Raw genomic sequence first — 21290 nt, 5'->3', positions numbered from 1 at the left:
GATACCCTCGGACGCATGACTGATCGGCGCCTCATGCTGGTGCACGCCCACCCGGACGACGAGACGATCGGCAGCGGAGCCACCATGGCCAGGTACGCCGCCGAGGGCGCGCACGTCACGCTGGTGACCTGCACCCTGGGGGAGGAGGGCGAGGTCATCCCCCCGGAGCTGGCCCACCTGACCGCCGATCGCGACGACACCCTGGGCGAGCATCGCGTCGGGGAGCTCGTCGCGGCCTGCGCGGCGCTCGGCGTCACCGACCACCGGTTCCTGGGCGGCCCCGGCCGCTGGAGGGACTCCGGCATGATGGGCGTCGCCTCCAACCACCGGAGGAACGCCTTCTGGCAGGCCGACGTGGACGAGGCGGCGGGCGAGCTCGCGAGGATCATCCGCGAGGTACGGCCCCAGGTGCTCGTCACCTACGACGAGAACGGCTTCTACGGCCACCCCGACCACATCCAGGCCCACCGCGTCGCCTGGCGGGCCGTCGCGCTGGCCGCAGACCCGGGGTTCACGCCGGTCTCCGGAACGTCCGGGGATTCCGGGGAACGCGGCGAGGCGCCCGGTGAGACGTCCGGTGGGGGCGGGCCGTGGCGGGTCGCCAAGTTCTACCACACCGCCGCCCCCAGATCCGTGCTGCACAGGACCGAGGAGGCGATGCGCGAGAGCCGCGCCCCCTTTCTCGTCGAGCCGGTCGACGACATGCCGTTCGGCTGCGCGGACAAGGACGTCACCACCGAGATCGACGCCCGCGCCCACGTCGGCCGGAAGATCGCGGCGATGCGGGCGCACGCCACCCAGATCAGCGTGAACCCGCCCTGGTTCGCCCTGTCCAACAACGTCGGCCAGGAGGTTCTCGGGGTCGAGCACTTCATCCTGCGCTCTGGCGTGCCGGGTCCGGCGGGCCCCGGAGCGCCGATCGAAGTGGGAGGGCTCGGCGAGCCGTACGACCGTGAGGACGACCTCTTCGCCGGGATCCACTAGCCTCGATGCTTGTGATGGAGCAGGTCCCAGCTGTGCGCGAACCCTCGGAGACGGTTGTCGCCGTGGCGGCCAACGCCGTGCTTTTCATGCTTGGCCTCCTGCTGGGCGTCCTCGGCGGGTTCCAGCACTCCTGGTACATCAGGCCCGTCCCGGTCTCCGCCGTCGGCTGCCTCGCCCTGCTGTTCGCGATCACCTACGGGGCGGGCCGGATGACGCGCGGCAAGACGGCCGCCCTGGTGTTCACGGCGGGCTGGGTGCTGGTCACCGTGATCTGGACCTCAGGACGGCCGGAGGGCGACCTGGTCATCGCCAACGACCTGTCCGGTTACCTCTACCTCTACGGGGGTCTGGCGGCGGTCACGGTGGGGATCATGCTCTCGCCGTCGGCCGCCATGGGCGGTTCGTGGCTGCTCACCCCGCATGGATACCGCTCCGGCCCGGAATCCTCGCCGGTAACGTCCGGATCCCAGCCTCCACCCGCGCCGCCCGGCCAGTCCGGTCAAGTCCAGCCCGACCAGTCCGGACAGGTCCAGGCCGATCAGGCCCAGTCCGGTCGGGTTTCGCAGGATCGGCTCCGGTCCGGCCGGAACGGACCGGATCAGGCCCCGTCGGGTTGGGGCCCACCAGACTCTCAGACCCCACCCGTACCACCGGGCCCGGCCGCCCACTGACGACCTCGCCGCACCCTCCGGGGGTCGCTACCGCCGGACGCCCGGATGACGCACAATCCCGGTATGCGGCGGTTGCATCGGGTACGGCGGACGCTCAACTACGTCAACCTGTCCACACCGCTGGGGTTGCTCCTGGCACGCCTCGGCCACGCCCGGGTGACCGCCGGGCCCGACGGGCTGCTCCTGGCGTACGACTACCGCTTCCGGTTCCCGATCGCCTCGGCGTTCACCGTGGGCAACGTGGTGCTGACCAAGCACCCGGAGGGTTTCCTCACCGGCGCCCTGCTCAGGCACGAGGACCGGCACGCCTCCCAGTACATGTGCTGCGTGGGCCTGCCGATGCTTCCGCTTTACCTCGTCGCGGTGGTCGTCTCCGTGGTGATCTGCGGCCACCATGGCTCGTGGAACCTTTTCGAGCGGCTGGCGAACCTGGAGGACGGCAACTATGCCCGCAGATCCCCCTGGTGGTTTCACACTAGATCCCCGCAAAAGGAATGAATCTCTCTGTGGGGGGATCTACAAGGGGTGAGCTGTCGATGACCTAAGGGGGCCGCCCATGTCACAGACGTCCCACCCAGCAACCGCCTCCCACGCGTCCCCGGAACCCGACGGCCTCGTCGAGGAGCAGCTCCCACGGCGTTCCGGATGGTCGGCCCGCTTCGCCACGAGACCGGCGCGCGCTCTCAGGGAGCTGGGCCGGACCGCGGGCCGGGCGGTGCGGGATCACCCCTCCGCGCGACGGACGGCGACGGCGGAGACGGCATCCAGCCCTTCGGCGCTCTCCGCCCCCTCCCCGGGAACGGACTTCCCCGCAGAATCCGTGACCCCCTCGGGGGCCGCGACCTCCGTACGGTCCGTGACACCTGTGCGGCCCGCGCCTCCCGTACGGCCCGCGCCTCGGCCGAGGCGTCCCGCGCCCCTGCCGAGACGGTCCTGGCCGGGTGGCTTCAGGGACCGGCTGACCTCGCCGCTCCCGACGTTCCAGGAACTGCTGGCGGTCGCCTGGCACGGCACGCTCCGGCCCGGTGTCGGGGACGCGGACCGCATCCCGGTCCACCGGGACGGGCTCCCCCGGACGACGGGGACCGAGGCGGTCGTCACCTGGGTGGGACACGCGACGTACGTGGTGCAGATCGGCGGGCTGACCATCCTCACGGATCCGGTCTGGGCGAGGAAGATCGTCGGCATTCACCGGCCCCGGCTCACCCCGCCCGGCGTCGCGTGGGTGGACCTGCCCAGGATCGACGCCGTGGTGATCAGCCACAACCACTACGACCACCTGGACGCGCGGACCGTACGGCGGTTGCCGCGTAGCACGCCCGTCCTCGTACCGGCGGGGCTCAGGTCCTGGTTCACCCGGCGCGGGTTTCGCGACGTCACCGAGCTCGACTGGTGGGAGAGCACCTGGGTGGGCGGTGTCCGCTTCGACTTCGTCCCCGCCCACCACTGGAGCCGCCGGTCGATCTGGGACACCTGCAAGACCCTCTGGGGCGGCTGGGTGATCGCCTCCGACGACCAGACGATCTACTTCGCCGGGGACACCGCGTACGGCGAGCGCTTCGCCCAGATCGGAGCCCGCTATCCCGGCGGCATCGACCTGGCCCTGATGCCGGTGGGGGCGTTCGAGCCCCGCTGGTTCATGAAGGCCGCGCACGTCGATCCCGCGCAGGCCGTGCGGGCGTGCCAGGACGTGGGGGCGCGCCGGATGGCGACCATGCACTGGGGCACGTTCGTCCTGTCCGGGGAGTCGCTCCTCGCGCCGGTGGAGGAGGCGAGGGCGGCCTGGGCGGAGGCCGGACGGGACCGCGCCGACCTGTGGGACCTGGCCATCGGAGAGTCCCGCGTCCTGACGCGCTGACGCCCTGACGACGGGTCAGGAGGTGGCCCGAGGGCGCCCGCGTCATCGGGGGCTGAGCGTCAGGGTGTGGGTGGCCGCCTTCTCGACGGAGTCCTGGCGGGCGAGCATGGGAATGGTCTCGCCGCGCGCCCACAGCGGCGCCTGATCCCAGTAGTTGTCGTGGAACGCGTGCCCGGAGGCGCCGGTCAGGTTGATCCACCGAGATTTGTCCGGGTCCGCCAGGTCGACCACCATCCGCATGGAGGGCAGCCAACTCACCGCGTAACCGTCCTGCACGTCCCACCCGGCGGCGTTGACCGCGTCGTCGCTGCCGGCCACCGGGAACGGGCCCCGGTTGAACAGCCACTCGATCGGGCCGATTCCCGAGGTGCCGAAGGTCTGGTGGACGAGCTCCAGGGAGTGCAGGTCGCCCCAGCGCCAGTCCTTGACGTCCGGGCCGAGCCGGTCGTTCAGCTCGTCGTAGGCCCTCGCCATCGCCCGCCGCAGCATGTCGTCGCGGGTCTCGGCGCGCGGGGTGGTCGTGTCGTTCCAGAAAGCCTCGTCCGGTTTGTCGAGCATGACCCGTACGACCTCGAACCAGCGGTCGCCGCCCTGGGGCCGGGCACCCTCGGGGAGATCGTCGTTGAAGGTCTCGATGAGCAGGTGCCGCCAGACGGCGTTGAAGTACATCGCGGGTCCCGACTCCGCGCCCTGCGTGTGGTCCCACCCGCGCAACAGCTTGTCGCGGGCGTCCTTGGCGGGCCCGGCCATCTCGACGTCCAGCAGCCTGGGCACCAGGAACTCGGCGAAGCCGTTGTCGCTGTCCTGCTGCAACGCGCTCATCGCCGCCACGTCCACCGTGCCGCCGTCCTTCACCGCCTCGCGGAGGCGCTCCAGGATGCGCTGGGAGCGGTATCCGTACGCCCAGTCCCTGGTGAGGGTGTACGGGTAGCGGGCAGGGTCGATGACCGCGTTGTTGGCGGTCACGATGTAGCCCTCCGGCGGGTTGCGGAGGCTGGGCAGCTCGTTGAAGGGGATCGTCGACTGCCAGGCGTAGTCGCCGGTCCAGCCGGGTACCGGCCAGGTGCCGTCGCCACGGGTTCGCACCGGGATCCGCCCGGGGGCCTGGTAGCCGATGTTGCCCTCGGTGTCGGCGTAGACGAGGTTCTGCGCGGGTACCTCGAATTTGCTCGCCGCGGTCCTGAACTGCTGCCAGTCCTGCGCGGTGTTCAGCGCGAAGATCGCGTCAGCGGTCCTGCCGGGCTCCAGGGCCGTCCACTTGAGCGCGACCGCGTCGGCCCGCTCCTTGAGGGTCGCCTCCATGCCCGGCAGCGTGTCCTTCGCGTTCTCCATGACGTCGGAGATGATCGGCCCGTGCATGGTGTCGCGTACCTTGAGCCGTACGTCGGTACCCCCGGCCACCTTGATCGTTTCGGCCCTGACGGTCAGTGGCTTCCACTCGCCCATGGACAGGTACGAATCATCCTTGATCCGCTCCAGATAGAGGTCGGCGACGTCGGGGCCCAGGTTGGTGAAGCCCCAGGCGATCTTGTCGTTGCGGCCGATGATCACGCCGGGTACGCCGGAGAAGGTGAACCCGGTGACGTCGAACGGGCACTCGGGGCTCTTGACGCGGCAGTGCAGCCCGGCCTGGTACCAGACCGAGGGCATGCCCGGCCCCAGGTGGGGATCGTTGGAGAGCAGCGGTTTGCCCGACGCGGTGTGCTCGCCGCCGACCACCCAGGAGTTGGAGCCGATGCCGTTGCCGCCCGCCGGGTCGCCCATCAGGCTCGGCACCGCGCGCATGGCCTCGGCCGCCCGGGTCAGCGCCTCGGTGGCCGGAGCCACCCCGGACGGCTCCGTGTCGACCTTCTTCGGCTCCACGTCCTGGTCGAACCCGCGCTCGCCGACCGAGCCCCGGGTGACGATCGGCTGGTTGGTGTCGTACGGGTAGCCGGGCCAGAGCTGCTCCACCCGGTCGCGCGGCAGCCTGCTCGCCGCGAGCGCCCGGCCGATCTCGTCGGACATGTTGGAGCGCAGGTCCCAGGCCATCGCCTTGAGCCAGGCCAGCGAGTCGGCGGACTTCCACGGCTCGGGCCGGTAGTCGGGGTTGGTCGCCCGCAGCAGCACGTACTCCAGGCTCCTGTCGGCGAAGCCGGTGTTCCGCCTCATCCAGGCGTTCACCCCACCCGCGTAGGCGTCCAGGTAGCGCCGGGTCTGCTTGTCGAGCAGGGGCAGCTCCTTCTCGGCCACCCTCCGCCAGCCCATGGTCCGGATGACCCTGTCCTCGGTCAGCGTCGCCGAACCGAACATCTCCGAGAGCCGTCCGGCGGTCACGTGGCGGCGGAAGTCCATCTCGAAGAAGCGGTCCTGGGCGTGGACGTAGCCCTGGGCCAGGAAGAGATCCTCGGGGGAGTCAGCGTAGATGTGCGGGATACCCGTCTTATCGCGATATACGGTGACTTTTCCCTTTAAGCCGTCCAGCTTGAGCTCGCCTTCAAGCTGCGGGAAGGATGCCCGCACGCTCCACACCCCCGCCCCGGCGAGCGGCAGCCCGAGCACCAGAAGGACGGTGAGCACCCGCGCCAGCCACGTGAACGGGCGGGGCATCCAGGCGTACGGGCGGAACCTCACAAAAACCTCCTAGGCGACAAGCTCCCGCAAGTGTGGCACCACCCCCGTGATGTCGGCGCCGAGGTCATCGTGAAGATGCGGGCATGAGACTTTCCACGGCCGACCTGGTCGGCGCCCGCGGCGCGGCGGTCAGACCGGGCCGATTCCCCAGTGATGGACGGCGCGCTCGCCGGGGGCCAGCCGGATGACGTCCTCCCCGGTGCGGAAGGCGTTCGGCGGGCAGGTCATCGGTTCCACCGCCAGCCCCTGGCGGCGGTGGCCCTCCGGCAGGGTGTCGCCGGTGTAGAGCTGGAGCCACTCGATCCCCTCGCCCGCCCACAGCTCGACCCCGCCGCTCCCGCCGGTCAGCGTGACCCGCACCCGCCCGTCGGCACCCCGCTCCAGACCGGTGAACGCGGTGTCGAGCTCCGTCCCGCCGATCGGACGGGGGGTCCGGAAGTCGTACTCGGTGCCCTCGACGTCGCGACGGCCGATGGGGATCTTCCGCTCGTCCACCGCGATCCACTGGGTGGCGGGAAGCTCCAGAAGGGCGTCGTTGAGGGCACAGAGGACGCCGAGGGACAGATAGGGATGGGCTCCGAAGCCGTACGGCGCGTCGGTGGCCCCGACGTTCTCCGCGCCCACCTCGACCTCCAGGCCGGAGGCGCCCAGCGCGTACCGGATGGAGAGGTCGAGGACGTGCGGGTAGCCGAGCTGGGGGAAGAGCCGCAGCCCCAGGGTGATCGAGGCGCTGTCGCGGTCGTTGTGGTCGTCGCGGTCGTCACGGGAGAGGACCCGCCAGGGGAACGACCGGGAGAAGCCGTGGATCGCGTTGCCGGTCTTGGGCTCGCTCAGCGCGAGCTGCCGTTCCTCACCGTCGAACGTGTAGCGGCCGTCCTCGACCCTGTTCGGCCAGGGAAGCAACGGCAACCCCGCCCCGCCGAGCGGGGACTGGTCCTCGGGAAAGTCGACGACAAGGGGACGACCGTCCAGGGTGAGGCTCCTGAGACCGGCCCCGAGCTCGGTGATGACGGCCTGGAAACCGTCGGCCGCGATGGTGTGCTGGGCCCCGGTGGGCGCGATGTTTGTCACCCGGCAATTCAACACCTATTGCCCCTCACTCCCCATTCGCCACCGCGCCGCCCTCCCCGCACGTGCCGTCATCTCAGACCAAGCCGCGTCCGCTTTCCGGGTGTCGACTGTGTCGTCACCTTCTGCCGTCTGTGTCGTGACGATTACTTGTACATGGCGCGATAACCGCCATGGGCCGGCACACGTCGCGAAGCACCGGGATACCGGACAACAGCCAGGCCAGGTCATGAGCCTCATTCCATCGGACGCGGTGTCCTCCGCGCCGAGGCGTAACGGTCCGTCCCGTCACGCCGAAGCAGCAACAAGAACATGACCAGCACCGTGCCGCCCAAATAGTGCATGACCGGTCCGGCCGCGATGATGTTCCACCCCCCGAAACGAAACGTGTTCTGGCAGCCATCGGTGACGATATCGATGGCGAAGGGGATCGTGAACAGCACGGCGATCACTACGAACAGCGCCGCCGTCACCCAACCGGCGATCGTGCCCCACCTCCCGCGAAGGGTGAGAACCGCACTCAAGCCAAGCGCCATCACGACGGTTGGCCAGCCGTCCAGCTCCGCGGAAATGGTCCGCCAGTTGATCTCCATCAGCCAGCCGACATCCTGAAAGACGTACGGCTTCGCGCTGAGGGGACAGGTGAATCCTTTCATCTCGGAGGTCAGCCCCCCGGGAGGTACCACCGGACGGTGCGTGAAGCGGGGGCCGCCAGAGCCGCCAGGGTCAACAGAGGTATCCCCCAGCGAGGGGGAATCTCCGGTAATGGAAGCAAGGTCGCCGCCGCTTCATCGTGAATGGAGGCGCTCAGCCTAGATCGTCCACGGCACCGGAGACAGATCTACCCACCTCACACTCGCCGCCGCCGACAACCGGGAGCGACGAGCGATCACAGGACGACATACTGTGTCTGATGTCCGAAAGTGGCCCTTGAGTTGTGGTGCGGCCGCGAGGACCCGAACACCTAACCTTCTGATCCGTAGTCAGATCGTGTTGGCTCCGAAGCACCGGAACTCGTCGGCACACCACGGTTTCGAGTCTCGCCCCCGCGAGGGCGATTCCTTCCGGAACCCGGATCCTCGAAAGAACCGGGTGCCCGAGAAATCGTGTCGGATTCAGCTAAAGCACCGTCTCCAGGACCGTGGACTGTACGGCGAAGCCGTTGGTCCGGTAGAAGCGGACGGCGGCCTCGTTGCTCGCGTAGGCGGTCACCCCGGCGTAGCGGGCTCCCTGCTGGCGGGCCCACGTCCTGAACTCCTCCACCAGCCTGGCCCCGATTCCCTGGCTGCGGTAGGAGGGCTGGACGTACATGCTGCCCAGGGTGGCCACGGTGACCGGGCGCATCGCGGTGGGGCCGGACAGGGACCCGGTCAGGTGGCCGACGATCCGGTCGCCGTCCTCGGCGACCATCACCAGGCGCTCCGGGTCACCCAGCGCGTCCACGAAGCGGGCCCGCCCGTGCTCCTCGGGCCAGTTGACGTTCAGGGCGGGGTCACGGGCCCCGGCGTCCTCGACGAACAGCGCGGAACTGCAGGCGACGATGCCGTCCACATCCGCGATCGTGCCGGGTCGTACGGCAACGGCGATCTCACTCATGATCGGGACGCTATCGGTCGCGACCGACATTACGAGTGATCTGCTGCTTTCGCCCCTACCGGCGGGGCGGAAACCCTTTCCGGCGGGGTGGGGATTCTTCCTTGCGAGCCAGGAAATCCTTTCCCGAAGCTCCCGGGCTCCCGACCGGCCGCCGGGCTCGTCGCCCGCCCGCCGGGGGCTCGCGCCCGGACCGGGACGGACGCGGAAGACCGTCAGAGCCGGTCCGGGCGGAAGCCCGTCAGGTCGGTCAGGCTGGTCCGGGCGGAAGACCGTCAGGGCCGGTCCGGGTGGAAGACCGTCAGGGCCGGTCCGGGTGGATGGCCGTCAGGACCAGGTCTGGCCGTCCGGGGTGTCGACGACCTTCACGCCGAGGGCGGCCAGTTCGTCGCGGAGGCGGTCGGAGGCGGCCCAGTCCTTGGCGTCGCGGGCTCGCGAGCGCCGCTCCAGCAGCTCGGCGGCGCCCCCGGGCAGGTCCTTCGGCCTGACCGTCCTGCCGATGTCGAGGGAGAGGTCCAGGGCGAGGATCTGGTCGAGGTGCAGGAACGTCTCGAACCTGGACCCGGGGGAGATCGAGTCGTCGCGCTCCAGCTCGCGCAGGAGCCGCAGCGCCAGCGGGGTGTCGAGGTCGTCGTCGAAGGCGGCCTCGATCCGGGAGACCCGGTCGGCGGGCATCGGGCCGCTCGGCGACTCCGACCATTCGGCCACCTGGCCGCGCCAGCGCCGCAGGGTCTTGTCGGCGGCCCGCAGGGTGTCCCAGGTGAGGTTCATCTGCTGGCGGTGGCGGTGCTCCAGCAGCGCCAGCCGTACGGCCAGCGGGTCGAGGCCCGCGTCCGCCACGTCCTTGAGCAGGACCACGTTGCCGGTGGACTTCGACATCTTGCGCCCGTCGAAGAGCAGGTGCTCGCCGTGCACCCAGTGCCGTACCACCTCGTGCCCGGCGGTGGCGTCGGACTGGGCGCGCTCGTCCTCGTGGTGCGGGAAACGCAGGTCGATCCCGCCGGTGTGCACGTCGATGTGCTCGCCGAGGAAGCGCAGCGACATCGCCGAGCACTCGATGTGCCAGCCGGGGAAGCCCCGGCCCCACGGGGTCTCCCAGGTCAGCTCCGCCTCAGAGGGCTTCCACAGCGCCCAGTCGGCGTGGAAGCGCTTGCGCGGGTCGACGGCCTCGATCCGGTGGCCGGGCCTCAGGTGGTCGAGCCGGTTGCCGGAGATCTCCCCGTACGTCGGGAAGGAGGCCGCGTCGAAGAAGACCGACCCGTCGGGCACCGCGTACGCGTGCCCCTTCTCGATCAGCTTGGCGATCATCTCGACCATCAGGTCGATCGTCTCGCTTGCCCGGGGCGAGTGCTCGGGCGGGCGGATGTTCAGGGCCGTCGTGTCCTTCAGGAAGGTGTCCTCGTAGAACCGCGAGATCTCCAGGGCGCTCCGCCCCTCGGCCCTGGCCTGAGCGAGGATCTTGTCCTCGCCGGAGGGGTCGATCTCGGCGTCGTCCACCAGGTGCCCGACGTCGGTGATGTTGCGGCAGACCACCACCCGGACCCCCTGCCGCTCGCTGACCCGCCTGATCAGGTCCGACAGCAGGTACGACCGGAGGTTGCCCACGTGGGCCGACCTGTAGACGGTCGGGCCGCAGGTGTACATCCGCAGGGAACGGGTCCCCTCGGGAACGATCCGCTCGACCCGGCGATTCCGCGTGTCATACAGGCTCAGCATGTACCGAGCCTACGCAACCGAGTCCGGTTCCACAGCGTACGAGTCCACACAGGCGCGACCGGGCCCGGCCCGGACGCGGCCGAAGGCGCCCGAGCCCGCGTGGGCGAAGCGGGAGCCCTCGGCGCGGCACCCCTCAGCCCCCGAGTCGGCCCCGGGCCGACTCCCAGACCGGCCTTCGAGAGAGGTCAGCCCTCCAGGAAGGCGAGGATCTCGCGGTCGCCCCGGTCGCGCAGGCGGGCGATCACCTCTTCGCGGGTGCAGCCCTCCGGCAGGCCGATGCGGGCGCCGATCAGGCGGATGCCTTCGGCCTCCGACGCCACCGGCGCCGTGTAGCCGATCAGGTGCAGCGCCCGGTTCAGGGCGGGCAGGGTCGGCGAGGCCGCGGGCAGGTAGCGGGTGAGCAGCTCGCCGCCGTCGGAGACCGTGAGGAAGACGTGGTCGCCCTCGGAGGCGTTGGCGGCGATCAGGACGGGGCGGATGGAGCCCATGGTCGGCTGGTTGTGCCAGCTGATCACCACGTCGCCCGAGGGGGTGGCGGCGGTCAGCTGGCCGCCGGGGGCCATGCCCAGGTGCGCGGCGAAGCCGGTCGGCAGCGGGGAGCCCGAGCCGCGCAGGTGCTCGGCGTTGACGTCCACCCGGTGCCACCAGCGCCCGTCGCGGCTGCGGAAGCAGCGCCGGGTCTCCGAGACGTCCCGGCGCGGCTGGTAGTCGGCCTGCTCGGCTCCGGCCACCCTGATCCACCCGCGCTGCGTACGCTCGAAGCCGGGCCCGCCCGCGTACGCGCGGACCGAGCTCTCGCTCACGTCGTAGCGCCCGGTGAGGTTGGTGACGATCGTGTTGACCGACGCCTCGCCGTTGGACCGCTCGATCTCCCGGACGATCATCTCCCGGATGCCCAGATACTGCTCGCCGCCCCAGCGTGACAGCCCGTACTTGTTCCGGTCGACCCGCAGGAACCGGTCGTCGGCGGTGAGCTGGTTGCGGATGCCGACGAGGCTGTAGTCCTCGCCGATGCGCTCCTGGATCTCCTCGGGCGTCAGCGGGCCGCCCGCGACCGCGAGCACGGCCTCGGCCTTGTCGTTGACGCTGCGCGGCCAGGGGACCACGTGGTTCTCCAGCACCCGCAGCTGGGGCACCGCGATGAGCCAGCGCTCGGCCACGTCCTCGCGGATGCCGAGCTGGCTGGCGAGCGTCACGGCCTCGTCCAGCGGGCGCGGCCCGTCGGTGAACAGCTGCCGGGTCTTCTCCCTGAGCTCGTCCGCCCCCCCGGCGACCAGCCAGCCGTCCACCTGCTCGTAGCCGGTCAGCAGGGTCCGTACGAACCGCCAGGAGGGGATGCCCAGCGTGGTCAGGTCGGTGCGGTGCCACGGCACGGCGGCGGCGAGGTCGTCGGCGGGCACGGCGGAGCCCAGCCGGCCCCGCAGCCAGGACACGTGGGCGATCAGCGGCGCCGCGTCCTCCTTGGCGAGCCAGGCCTCGACGTGGTCGCGCAGGTCGCGCTCGATCTGCCGGATGCGCTCCCTGGTGACCGAGAACCGCTGGGCCAGGTCGTCGAGCGTGGCCCGCTGGGAGGCGTACAGCCGGTCCCTGGCGATGGCCCGCTGCCGCTCGTCCAGCGTGGCGAAGACCTCGTCGATCAGCTCGGGCAGCGGCCGGTCGGGCCGGGAGGGGCGGATGCTGGCGACGCTCTCCTCGGTGACCGGTTCGAGCAGCCGCTCCAGCACCCCGGTGAACAGCTTGTGCACCACCTCGCGGCCGAGCCCCTCGGGCGTGCGGACGCTCGCGGCGGGGTCGGCGAACCTGAGCACGGGGAGGACGTCACCGAGCATCAGGTGACCCCAGCACGCCAGGGCGAGGTCGGTCAGGCGACCGGCGACCTCGGACGTCCCGATGGTCGAGCAGGCGGTGTCGAGCGGAAGCGCCTGCCACCACGCCTCGGGGAGGCGGGGGTCGGTCGCGATCGGCGCTACCTGGCCGGGAGAGGTCCAGCGCAAGGGTGGCGCGATGTCGCTCAGGCTGAGGTTCATTGAGGTCCAACCGGCAAAGGGGAATATATCCGCAGTTCAGACTATGTGGTCAGGTAGGAAGGAAGGGACTTGCCCGTCCGTAATGAGAAACGTAGAGGAGTTCACTGGCCCGGGTGCAGGCCACGTAGAGGAGGCCGCGCTCCCGCTGGAGATCATGTGCCCTGGCCGCCGGGTCCTCGCCGACCGGGGTGAGGGAGTCGGGGTCGGGCACGATCCCGTCGCCCACGCCGATCACCGCGACCCGCCGGAACTCCAGCCCCTTCATACCGTGCAGCGTCGTCACCCGCACCCCCAGATCACGCAGAGCGGCCCGTGCGTCACGCACGAGGCCGGCGGTCCTGGCGGCCACCGCTATCTCCTCGGGCGTCACACCCTCATTCACCCACTGTCCCACCTGTCCCACCAGACCCGTCAGCTCATCCTGCGGTGAATCGTAGGCGCGGACCATCGGCCGGAGCCCGTGCCGGATGCCTCTGAAGCCGTAAAGCTCCTGCACACCCTTGACGAGCCCGTCGGCGGGGCCACCCCCGCGTAACCGGACCCCCCAGGACAGGATCTCCCGTGGAAGCCGGTACGACACCTGAAGGCGCTGCTGGATCGCGTCGATCCCCACGGCGCCGAGTGTCACCCGCGTGTCGAAGATGCGCTGGTGCGGGTCGCCCACGATGAACATGTCGTCGCGGGCGTGCGGCACCGCCGCCCGCAGCAGCCGCCACTGCGCCGGGTGCAGGTCCTGCGCCTCGTCCACCACGATGTGCCGGTACGGCTCCCGCGCCGGCTCGGCCTCCTCCAGCAGGTCCCCCGTCGTCTGGCCGAGAAGTACCGACGCCTCGGAGGCGAGCTGCAGCAGGGTTCGTTTGCCGCGTTCCCGCAGTTGCTCGGTGACGTGCTCGATGGCCTTCCACACGGAGGTGCGTTCCTCACCCGCGAGCTCGACGCTGCGGCCGGGGCGGGGGGCGTCCAGGTACTCGTCCAGGGTCCGCAGGTTCTGCGCCAGGACCACCTGCTCCCACTCGCGCAGCAGGAACGCCGGGCTGTGGCCGGTCTCGGTCTCCTCCCAGAGCGCGGTCAGCTCGGCGGCGCCGACCAGCGAGGGCGGGCGTCCCTCGGCCTCGGCGACGATGCGGTGGGCCAGCCGGTCCACGTTGCCGACCTCGATCCGCTTGCGGACCACCTCGTCCTCGATCAGCTGGTCGAGCCTGGCCGCGAGCTCGGCGCTCAGCCCCTGGGAGAAGGTGACGAGCAGGATCTGCCCGCTCGCGCGCCCGGCCAGGAAGGCGGCCCGGTGCAGGGCGACGAGCGTCTTGCCGGTGCCCGCGCCGCCGGTGACCAGCGTCGGCTGCTGGTAGGACTCCCAGTACGCCAGCCGGTGCTGCGGCGGGCGCAGGAACACGCACCAGCCGGGCGCGTCGAGCACGCGGTTCAGCTCGCGCGGGTCGTCGGTGAAGACGGCCCGGTCCGGGCTGCGCAGGAGGGCGGCGCCGAAGTCCTCGGGATTGATCGGCTCGGGGTCCGCGGCGACGGCGCGGCAGTTCTCCAGCTCCCGCCAGGCCCCGGCCATCGACTCGCCCCTGGCGAGCGCCGCCAGCGGCTCGTACTGCGTCAGGGGCAGCAGCGGTTCGAGCGCCTCCAGGGTGAGCTGGTCGGTGATCTGCCTGACCAGCGGCAGGAAACGGCCGTCGACCCCCAGCTCGGCCAGGTCGCTGTCGCAGATGTCGGAGAACAGTCGCGTCGCGGACGCCTCGGCCGCCCTGCGCACCGCGGGCCGCACCCGGTCCAGCGCCTCGGCGTCCCACATCTCGACCACGCCCAGCGCCGTGTTGACGCCGAACCGGTAGCGCTGCGCGTACGCCCACGCCTCCGCGTCCGGCAGCACGGTCAGCAGCCAGTAGACGTCCCGCTGCTTGACCACGACGCCCCGGTGCCGGTCGGCGAGCCTCAGGGTGGCCACCCGGGGATCCCTCGCCCCCCTGACCCGCTCGGGGTGCGGGGCGCCCGCCACGTTCTGCAGGAACCTGCGCGCCGAGACCACGACGTCCCGGCGCACCGGCTGAGCCAGGGCGCCGAGTTCGACGGGGAAGTCCGGGGAGATGGCGAGGCGGGGCATGGGTCAGGCCAACAGTGACAGGAGGTCGCGGTCCCCGCGTTCCCTCAGCCGGGTGAGGAGCTCCGGGGTGCCCACGGGTCCCGTCATGCCGACCCGGGTGGCGATCACCCGCTTGGCCTGCTCGGGGGTGCCGCCCGTCGCGGTGTAGCCGACCAGCCGCAGCGCCCGCGCCGTGGTCTCCACCTCCTCGCCCGCGGCCGGCAGGTGCCTGGCCCGCAGGACCCCCTCGTCCGACAGGGTCAGGAACAGGTGGCTGCCCTCCTTGGCGCCCACGTCCTCCAGGAGCGTCATGAGCGACTCCAGCACGGGCCTGTCGTGCCAGCTGAGGACGAGCTCCCCGACCGCACTGCTGACCGTGCGGCCGTCACCGGGAGACATCCCGAGGTAGGCGGCGAACCCGCTGGGCAGCGGGCACTCGGCGCCCCCGAGGTGTTCCCCGGTGACGTCGATCCTCAGCCACCAGCGGCCGTCGGGCTGCCGGAAGCAGCGCCTGGTCAGCGAGACGTCCTTCAGCGGGCGGAACGGGGCCTTCTTCGGCTCCTGTCCGGGCTCTGCGCCTGGCTTCTCCGCGGTCAGGGCGGGGGCGCCGTTCGAGCGCTGGGGAGGCCGCTCGCCCGCGCCGAGGATGCGGAGCTGCGGGACGTTCTCCAGCCACTCCTTGGACACCTCGGGATGGATGCCCAGCGAGGAGACCATGTCGAGGGCCTTGTTGATGGTGAGCGGCGGCTTGGCGCCGCTGATCATGTCGCGGGTGCGGTGGCGCAGCTCGGTGATGTCGCCCTCCACCAGCCACTCGTCGACCAGGTGGTAGCCGGGGAGGGTGGCGAGCACGAACTGCCAGGCCGGTACGTCGAGGGAGTGCAGTTCCCGGGTGTGCCATTCGGCCGCGTTGACCAGCCGTTCCCTCGGCGCGGCCTTGCCGAGGACCTCCTTCGTCTCCTCCAGGTGCTCCCGGTACGGGGCGGCCTCGTCGGAGGAGACCCACTCGGCGAGCTCCCGGCGCAGGTCGGTCTCGATGTCGCTGATGATCTCCGGAGACACCGCGAAGAGCTTGGCCAGCGCCTCCACGGTCGCCGGGACGTCGCTGAACAGCCTGTTCTGCGCCACCGCCCAGCGCTTGTCCTCCACGTTGGCGAAGACGGCGTCCACCAGCGAGTGCAGGCTCTTCGGTACCTTCGGCCCGGCCCCGTCGCCCTCGCCGTCCTCCGCGAGGGGGGCGGGTACGGGGTCGTCCTCGGAGTCGTCCTGCGAGTCGTCTCGGGGGTTGTCCTCGGAGTCGCCCCCGGGGTCGGCTTCGGCTTCCGGGGGTCCGGCCTCGTCGGCGGGTTCCGTCTCGCCGGGGCCTTCCTCGAAATCGGGGTTCGTCTCGGCGGGTCCGGCCTCCGAGGCGGCTTGGACTCTCGCGGGTTCGGCCTCGACCGGCTCCGCTACGGCCTCCGGGAGGGCTTCGGCGGGTCCGGCGTCCGAGGCGGCCTGGGCTCTCTCGGGTCCGGCCTCGACGACCGGTTCCGCTCCGGCTTCCGGGGCGGCCTCCGCTCCGGTGGGTCCGGCCTCGGCGGCGAGTTCGGCTTCTGCGGGGTCCGCCCGATCGGCCCACGGCACCGGCCGGGGGAGGAGGCCGGGCGCGCCCTCCGCCTGAACCCCCGCCACCGGGATGTCCCGAGGGCCGGATCCGGCGGCCTCCGCCTCCTCGGAGGCGGTCGCGAACCGCTCTTCCCGCGTGAAGGAGCTCGTCGGCCTGCCCTTCCTCGCCGAGGCGGGCTGGAAGAGCGAACCGGGGGGCTCCTTGGGGCCGGTGTCCGTCTCCGTCGTACGACGGGCATCGGGCACCGGTACGGCGTCGCGTTCCCGGGGGCCCTTGCGCTTCGGCAGCGGCATCGGCTTCGCGGGGGCCTCGGGCTCCGGCTCGGGAACGTTCTCGGCGTGGAGGTCCGCCACGGCGGGCGGGCCGTCCGGCACGGAAAGCTCCCCGGAGCCGGACTCGCCCACGGTGGATCCGCTCGCGACGGACCCATCCACAGCGGGCTCGCGCTCGGTGGATCCGCCCACGACGGGCGTAAGGGAGGACACGGGTGCCCGGGAGTCCTCGGCCGCGTGCGCCGGAGGCGGGACCGCGTGGGCGGGGGCGGGGGCCGCCAGGCGGGTGAAGACCGCGGTGAAGAGCGCGTGCAGCAGGGGGACCGGCTGGATGAACGGCTGGTCGCGCAGGTCGTGGCCGGTCAGCGAGAGAAGGCCCGCCCAGGACCCGGCGCGGTCGAGGGCGATGGCCGTGTAGGGCTCGTCCGCGTCGTCCGGATCCAGGACGTACAGGGCGGGAAGCACGTCACCCACGGCGGCGGCCGGCCAGTGGTTCAGGGCGACCGAGGCGAGGATGTCGGCGAGCCGCTCCGGGCCCAGCACGGCGAGCACGCGGGCCATCGGCAGGCTCCGCCACCAAGCGTCCGGTAGGTCGGGCTGTGCGCGCAGAAGTGGGATCGTGGCCGCGTCGCTCCAGCGCAGCGGCGGCACGAGGTCACTCAGACAGAAGTTCATCCGTTCCCTTCACCAGCCCCTCAAGCCGCCCGAGTCACTCCATGTGGCCGGGGAACGAGACTCATGGAACAGACCATAGTCTGGCAAATCGCCCCGGCGCATTGGGTCGGTTCAGCGGCGTACGGCCGCGAACCGCAGTCTCACGTAGTCGGCCATCCAGCCGGTCTCCCGCCGGAGGGCGGGGGCGGCCAGCTCGTTCACCCGGCGGAGCAGCGGGTCGACCATCTCCGCGGGCACCTCCTTGAGCAGCGAACCCGCGAACATCCGCACCCAGTCGGCCGCCCCGCCGGGGCACTCGTCGAGCGGGGTCGGCCGGTCGAAGTATTCCAGCAGGCGGACGGTGAAGCCGCCCTTCTCCAGCCGCGTGGCGTATTCGGCGGGGGTGGGGAAGTACCAGGGCAGGCCGGGCTCGGGCAGCCCGTACTCCCGCCAGGCGGTGGACAGGGCCGCCGTCAGCGCGGCGCAGTTGCCCGCGCCGCCCATCTCGGCCACGAACCGCCCGCCCGGTGTGAGGGCCTCGCGGACGCGGGTGATCACCACGTCCGGCTCCTGGCCCATCCAGTGCAGGGCGGCGTTGGAGAAGACCGCGTCGTACGGCTGGGCCACCGTGAAGGTGCGGCCGTCACCGACGATGAAGTCCAGCCCCGGATGCTGCGCCAGGGCCTTCTCGATCATCGCCTGCGATCCGTCGATCCCCAGGACACGGGCGCCCCGGGAGGTGATCTCGGCCGTCAGCACCCCGGTGCCGCAGCCGAGATCCACGATGCGTTCCCCCGGTTGCGGGTCGAGGAGCTCGACCAGGGGGGCGCCGTGCGCTGAGACGTACCCGAAGCTGCTGTCATAGGCGCGAGCGTTCCACCTCATCAAGCTCGGGGTGTCGTATCGCAAGACGATCAGCTCACATTCTGAGACGCGAGGCCTCTTATCGGTACTCTCCAGACACTTTAGAGCCTCTGGGAAGTCGCGACATATCAGTCTCGGCAGCCTCAGGCTCATCTCACCTTCTTGGCCCACTCACGCTGGAGGTAGGCCCTGGCCCTGTCGATCTCCGGGATGGAGAGGATCACGGGGCTCCCGCTGGTGGCGGGGAGCTTCGCGGCCAGCTCGCGGTCGAGGGTGCCACGCATCTGGAGGGCCTCCATCCTGGCCGGACGGGCATATCCCTTCAGGAACAGGTTCTGTCCCTTGTCGGAGAACAGGAACTCCTGCCAGAGCCGGGCCGCTGCCGGGTGCGGGGCCTGCCTGTTGATGGCCTGGACGTAGTAGGCGCCGAGCACCGCGTCGCCGGGAATCGTCACCTTCCACAGCTTGTCCGCGGCGGCCCGCTCGACGTTGTGGTAATCCCAGTCGACGAGGACCGAGGCCGCCTTGGGGGTGGCCGCGAGGTTGCCGGCGCTCTTGAGACGGTGGAAGAACTCCACGCCCCGCTCGGCCCTCGCCTCGCCGCCCCTGAGGGAGGCGGCCATCACCCCGTTGAAGGCCGCGGAGACCTCCCGGGGATCGCCGGGCAGCGAGACGCTGTGGCGCGGCTTGAGCAGGTCCGAGAAGGACGCGGGGGCCGTGACCTTGCTCGGGTCGTAGCCGATGGACATGTAGCCGCCGTACCCGGCGTACCAGAAGCCCCTGTGGTCCTTCAGGCGGTCGGGGATGTCCTGCCAGCCCTGGACCCGGTACGGGGCGAAGAGGGCGGTCTTGGCGGCGGCGACGTCCATGCTCAGGTCGAACACGTCCGGCTTGAGCTGGGCCGCGGCCGCGACCTCCCTGGCGCTGCTGGCGTCGGGCTCCAGCTGGTGGACCTTGATCCCGTACTCCTCGGAGAAGGTGTCGATGATCTCGCCGTAGTTCACCCAGTCGCGCGGTAGCGCGATCACCGTGAGCGCCCCCTCCTTCCTGGCGGCCTCGACGAGGCGCTCCATCGTCGAGAAGCCCTCCTTCAGGGAGGCGGCCTGCGGGTTGAGAGGCGGAAATTGGACGTTCTGAGGAGCCGGGGCGCCACATCCGGCGATCGTGGCCGTGAGGATCACGGCGGCTGCGGCGCTGGTACGTACGGTCACGAACGGAATACTCTCCGCTGCGATTCGCCTGGTCGAGCAGGCGCGGCCCTTCTTAACGAACGGCTTATACGTGTCTTGGCGAGTCGCTTACCCGGCGGGCGTCCAAAGGGCGTTCGGAAGGTCGTCCACACGCGGGCGCGGGACTCCTCGCGGGGCTCCTACGGATTCACGCGCGCGGGCGCGGGGACTCCGGGACGACCTTCGCCGCGGCGAGCGTCTCCTCGTCGATCTCGACCAGGGTGCCGTTTCGCCTGCGCACGCCGAGCACGCCGTCCCGCCAGAACTCCAGCTCACCCACCGCGTCGCGGAATCCCTCGGGAACCCTTCTCCGAGTGGTGACTCTTTTGCCCACGTCGGAAGGGGTTATGGTGATGTTCAGGCGAGCGCTGAAACCAAAGGCCACCGGCTTTTGCCCCCTCCCGTTTCAGACACATGGCGGGCACGGCAATACTAGGGCTTAGCAACTCGCGGTCGAAGTCGTGCCTAGGTGCGTAAAGAAGAAGGAGCCCGAGGTGACCTACGTCATCGCGCAGCCTTGCGTGGACGTCCTGGACAAGGCGTGCATCGAGGAGTGCCCCGTCGATTGCATCTACGAGGGCGAGCGGATGCTCTACATCCACCCCGACGAATGCGTCGACTGCGGCGCGTGCGAACCGGTCTGTCCGGTAGAGGCCATTTTCTACGAGGACGACCTTCCCGAGCAGTGGAAGGACTTCTACAAGGCGAACGTGGACTTCTTCGAGGACCTGGGATCGCCCGGCGGCGCCTCCAAGGTCGGCAAGATCGAGAAGGACCACCCGGTCGTCGCGGCCCTGCCCCCGCAGGCCGAGAGCCACTAGGAGCCGGTGCCGGGGGGACGGTCACGACGGCCGTCCCCCCGCGCCGTCATCGGCAGACCCGTTCCAGTGAAGGACGACGGCTGATCACCATGAACGCCATTCCCGACCGGTCACAGGCCCAGGCCCCGAGCGTCCCGGCGAGGCTCCGATGAACGGTCTGCCGGACTTCCCGTGGGACCGGCTCACGCCGCTGAAGGAACTCGCGGCGTCGCACCCCGACGGGATCGTCGACCTGTCGGTGGGCACGCCCGTCGACCCGGTGCCCGCCGTCGTGCGGCAGGCTCTCGCGGACGCCTCCGACAGCCCCGGATACCCCCTGACGTACGGCACCGAGCGCCTCCGCTCGGCCGCCGCCGGGTGGCTGCGGCGCAGGCACGGCGTGCTCCTCGACCAGGCGAACGTGCTGCCGCTGATCGGTTCCAAGGAGTTCGTGGCCTGGCTGCCGACGCTGCTCGGCGTCGGCCCCGGCCAGCGGGTGATCTTCCCCGAGCTGGCCTACCCCACCTACGACGTGGGAGCGCGCCTCGCGGGCGCCGAGCCGTACGCCACCGACGGGCTGCTCGGGCTCGGACCCGAGCGGGTGCCGCTGGTCTGGGTGAACTCGCCGTCCAACCCGACCGGCAGGGTCCTGCCCGCCGAGCACCTGCGCAAGGTCGTCTCGTGGGCGCGCGAGCACGGCGCGGTCGTGGCCTCCGACGAGTGCTACATCGAGCTGGGCTGGGAGGAGCGGCCGGTCTCGATCCTGCACCCGGACGTCTGCGGCGGCTCGCACGAGGGCCTGCTCGCGGTGCACTCGCTGTCCAAGCGCTCCAACCTCGCCGGTTACCGTGCCGGGTTCGTCGCGGGCGACCCCGTGCTGGTCAAGCGGCTGCTGGAGATACGCAAGCACGCCGGGATGATCATGCCCGCGCCGGTCCAGGCGGCGATGGCCGTCGCCCTGGACGACGACGAGCACGCCGAGGAACAGCGGGCCCGCTACGCCGCCCGCCGCGCGGCGCTCCGTCCCGCCCTGGAGGCGGCCGGCTGGAAGATCGAGCACTCCACCGCGGGCCTGTACCTGTGGGCGTCCAACGGGGCGGGCTGCTGGGACCAGGTCCGCGCGCTGGCCGAGAAGGGGATCCTGGTCGCCCCCGGTGACTTCTACGGGACCGCGGGCGAGCGGCACATCAGGATCGCCGTGACGGCCGACGACGAACGGGTCGGTGCGGCGGTGCGGCGCCTCCAGTAG

17 protein-coding genes are annotated in these 21290 nt (G+C 70.9%); 6 read left to right on the top strand and 11 right to left on the bottom strand.

Annotated features, from left to right (window positions below; translation table 11 throughout):
- The first annotated feature begins 15 nt into the window (after positions 1-15).
- The 4 genes from mshB to ABD817_RS28630 all read left to right on the top strand — a co-directional run bounded on the left by mshB (position 16) and on the right by ABD817_RS28630 (position 3513).
- The gene (mshB, locus tag ABD817_RS28645; RefSeq protein WP_344921305.1) at positions 16-984 is read left to right on the top strand and encodes an N-acetyl-1-D-myo-inositol-2-amino-2-deoxy-alpha-D-glucopyranoside deacetylase; all 969 of its coding nucleotides are present in this window, start codon (positions 16-18) and stop codon (positions 982-984) included.
- A 5-nt stretch (positions 985-989) separates the two neighbouring features.
- Complete coding sequence (locus ABD817_RS28640; protein WP_344921304.1) at positions 990-1655, top strand: DUF6113 family protein; 666 nt, start codon at positions 990-992, stop codon at positions 1653-1655.
- 63 nt (positions 1656-1718) lie between these two features.
- On the top strand, positions 1719-2153 hold the full coding sequence (locus tag ABD817_RS28635) for a hypothetical protein (protein ID WP_344921303.1): 435 nt from the start codon (positions 1719-1721) through the stop codon (positions 2151-2153).
- A gap of 358 nt (positions 2154-2511) precedes the next feature.
- Positions 2512-3513 carry an MBL fold metallo-hydrolase gene (locus ABD817_RS28630; protein ID WP_344921301.1) on the top strand — a complete coding sequence of 334 codons (1002 nt, stop codon included), beginning with the start codon at positions 2512-2514 and terminating at the stop codon, positions 3511-3513.
- A 42-nt stretch (positions 3514-3555) separates the two neighbouring features.
- Here the strand turns inward: ABD817_RS28630 and ABD817_RS28625 are convergent, their stop codons facing one another.
- The 11 genes from ABD817_RS28625 to ABD817_RS28575 all read right to left on the bottom strand — a co-directional run bounded on the left by ABD817_RS28625 (position 3556) and on the right by ABD817_RS28575 (position 19575).
- A complete protein-coding gene (locus ABD817_RS28625; protein WP_344921491.1) occupies positions 3556-6102 on the bottom strand; it encodes a penicillin acylase family protein in 2547 nt (848 codons plus the stop codon).
- A gap of 153 nt (positions 6103-6255) precedes the next feature.
- The gene (locus ABD817_RS28620) at positions 6256-7197 is read right to left on the bottom strand and encodes an aldose 1-epimerase family protein (protein WP_344921300.1); all 942 of its coding nucleotides are present in this window, start codon (positions 7195-7197) and stop codon (positions 6256-6258) included.
- A 233-nt stretch (positions 7198-7430) separates the two neighbouring features.
- Positions 7431-7850 carry a hypothetical protein gene (locus ABD817_RS28615; protein WP_344921299.1) on the bottom strand — a complete coding sequence of 140 codons (420 nt, stop codon included), beginning with the start codon at positions 7848-7850 and terminating at the stop codon, positions 7431-7433.
- 463 nt (positions 7851-8313) lie between these two features.
- Positions 8314-8790, bottom strand: a complete 477-nt coding sequence (locus tag ABD817_RS28610; RefSeq protein ID WP_344921298.1) for a GNAT family N-acetyltransferase — start codon at positions 8788-8790, stop codon at positions 8314-8316.
- Positions 8791-9114: 324 nt separating this feature from the next.
- A complete protein-coding gene (gene cysS / locus ABD817_RS28605; protein WP_344921297.1) occupies positions 9115-10503 on the bottom strand; it encodes a cysteine--tRNA ligase in 1389 nt (462 codons plus the stop codon).
- Positions 10504-10688: 185 nt separating this feature from the next.
- Entirely contained in the window at positions 10689-12530 is a 1842-nt protein-coding gene (locus ABD817_RS28600) for a sigma factor-like helix-turn-helix DNA-binding protein (RefSeq protein ID WP_344921296.1), read from the bottom strand.
- Positions 12531-12579: 49 nt separating this feature from the next.
- Positions 12580-14637: a UvrD-helicase domain-containing protein gene (locus ABD817_RS28595; RefSeq protein WP_344921295.1), complete on the bottom strand. Its 2058-nt coding sequence runs from the start codon at positions 14635-14637 to the stop codon at positions 12580-12582.
- Between the two features lie 3 nt (positions 14638-14640).
- On the bottom strand, positions 14641-17169 hold the full coding sequence (locus ABD817_RS28590) for a hypothetical protein (protein ID WP_344921294.1): 2529 nt from the start codon (positions 17167-17169) through the stop codon (positions 14641-14643).
- 111 nt (positions 17170-17280) lie between these two features.
- On the bottom strand, positions 17281-18033 hold the full coding sequence (locus ABD817_RS28585; RefSeq protein WP_344921293.1) for a class I SAM-dependent methyltransferase: 753 nt from the start codon (positions 18031-18033) through the stop codon (positions 17281-17283).
- Between the two features lie 128 nt (positions 18034-18161).
- Positions 18162-19223 carry an ABC transporter substrate-binding protein gene (locus ABD817_RS28580; RefSeq protein WP_344921292.1) on the bottom strand — a complete coding sequence of 354 codons (1062 nt, stop codon included), beginning with the start codon at positions 19221-19223 and terminating at the stop codon, positions 18162-18164.
- Positions 19224-19389: 166 nt separating this feature from the next.
- On the bottom strand, positions 19390-19575 hold the full coding sequence (locus ABD817_RS28575) for a putative acetyltransferase (protein ID WP_329085793.1): 186 nt from the start codon (positions 19573-19575) through the stop codon (positions 19390-19392).
- A 160-nt stretch (positions 19576-19735) separates the two neighbouring features.
- Here ABD817_RS28575 and fdxA point away from each other — a divergent pair, with 160 nt between their 5' ends.
- On the top strand, positions 19736-20062 hold the full coding sequence (gene fdxA, locus ABD817_RS28570) for a ferredoxin (protein ID WP_344902423.1): 327 nt from the start codon (positions 19736-19738) through the stop codon (positions 20060-20062).
- A gap of 148 nt (positions 20063-20210) precedes the next feature.
- Positions 20211-21290 (top strand): succinyldiaminopimelate transaminase, encoded by a 1080-nt coding sequence (gene dapC / locus ABD817_RS28565; protein WP_344921289.1) that lies wholly within the window; start codon positions 20211-20213, stop codon positions 21288-21290.

This window comes from Streptosporangium oxazolinicum (assembly GCF_039537505.1).
Classification (GTDB): domain Bacteria; phylum Actinomycetota; class Actinomycetes; order Streptosporangiales; family Streptosporangiaceae; genus Streptosporangium; species Streptosporangium oxazolinicum.
This window is presented reverse-complemented; position numbering and strand designations above follow the sequence as displayed.

Excerpts from the sequence above, each read along its gene's own strand:
- mshB (WP_344921305.1), top strand. The coding sequence starts at position 16 with ATGACTGATCGGCGCCTCATGCTGGTGCACGCCCACCCGGACGACGAG.
- ABD817_RS28640 (WP_344921304.1), top strand. The coding sequence starts at position 990 with ATGCTTGTGATGGAGCAGGTCCCAGCTGTGCGCGAACCCTCGGAGACG.
- ABD817_RS28625 (WP_344921491.1), bottom strand. The coding sequence starts at position 6,102 with ATGCCCCGCCCGTTCACGTGGCTGGCGCGGGTGCTCACCGTCCTTCTG.
- ABD817_RS28615 (WP_344921299.1), bottom strand. The coding sequence starts at position 7,850 with ATGAAAGGATTCACCTGTCCCCTCAGCGCGAAGCCGTACGTCTTTCAG.
- ABD817_RS28595 (WP_344921295.1), bottom strand. The coding sequence starts at position 14,637 with ATGCCCCGCCTCGCCATCTCCCCGGACTTCCCCGTCGAACTCGGCGCC.
- ABD817_RS28610 (WP_344921298.1), bottom strand. The coding sequence starts at position 8,790 with ATGAGTGAGATCGCCGTTGCCGTACGACCCGGCACGATCGCGGATGTG.
- ABD817_RS28590 (WP_344921294.1), bottom strand. The coding sequence starts at position 17,169 with ATGAACTTCTGTCTGAGTGACCTCGTGCCGCCGCTGCGCTGGAGCGAC.
- ABD817_RS28635 (WP_344921303.1), top strand. The coding sequence starts at position 1,719 with ATGCGGCGGTTGCATCGGGTACGGCGGACGCTCAACTACGTCAACCTG.
- ABD817_RS28600 (WP_344921296.1), bottom strand. The coding sequence starts at position 12,530 with ATGAACCTCAGCCTGAGCGACATCGCGCCACCCTTGCGCTGGACCTCT.
- ABD817_RS28585 (WP_344921293.1), bottom strand. The coding sequence starts at position 18,033 with ATGAGGTGGAACGCTCGCGCCTATGACAGCAGCTTCGGGTACGTCTCA.
- cysS (WP_344921297.1), bottom strand. The coding sequence starts at position 10,503 with ATGCTGAGCCTGTATGACACGCGGAATCGCCGGGTCGAGCGGATCGTT.
- dapC (WP_344921289.1), top strand. The coding sequence starts at position 20,211 with ATGAACGGTCTGCCGGACTTCCCGTGGGACCGGCTCACGCCGCTGAAG.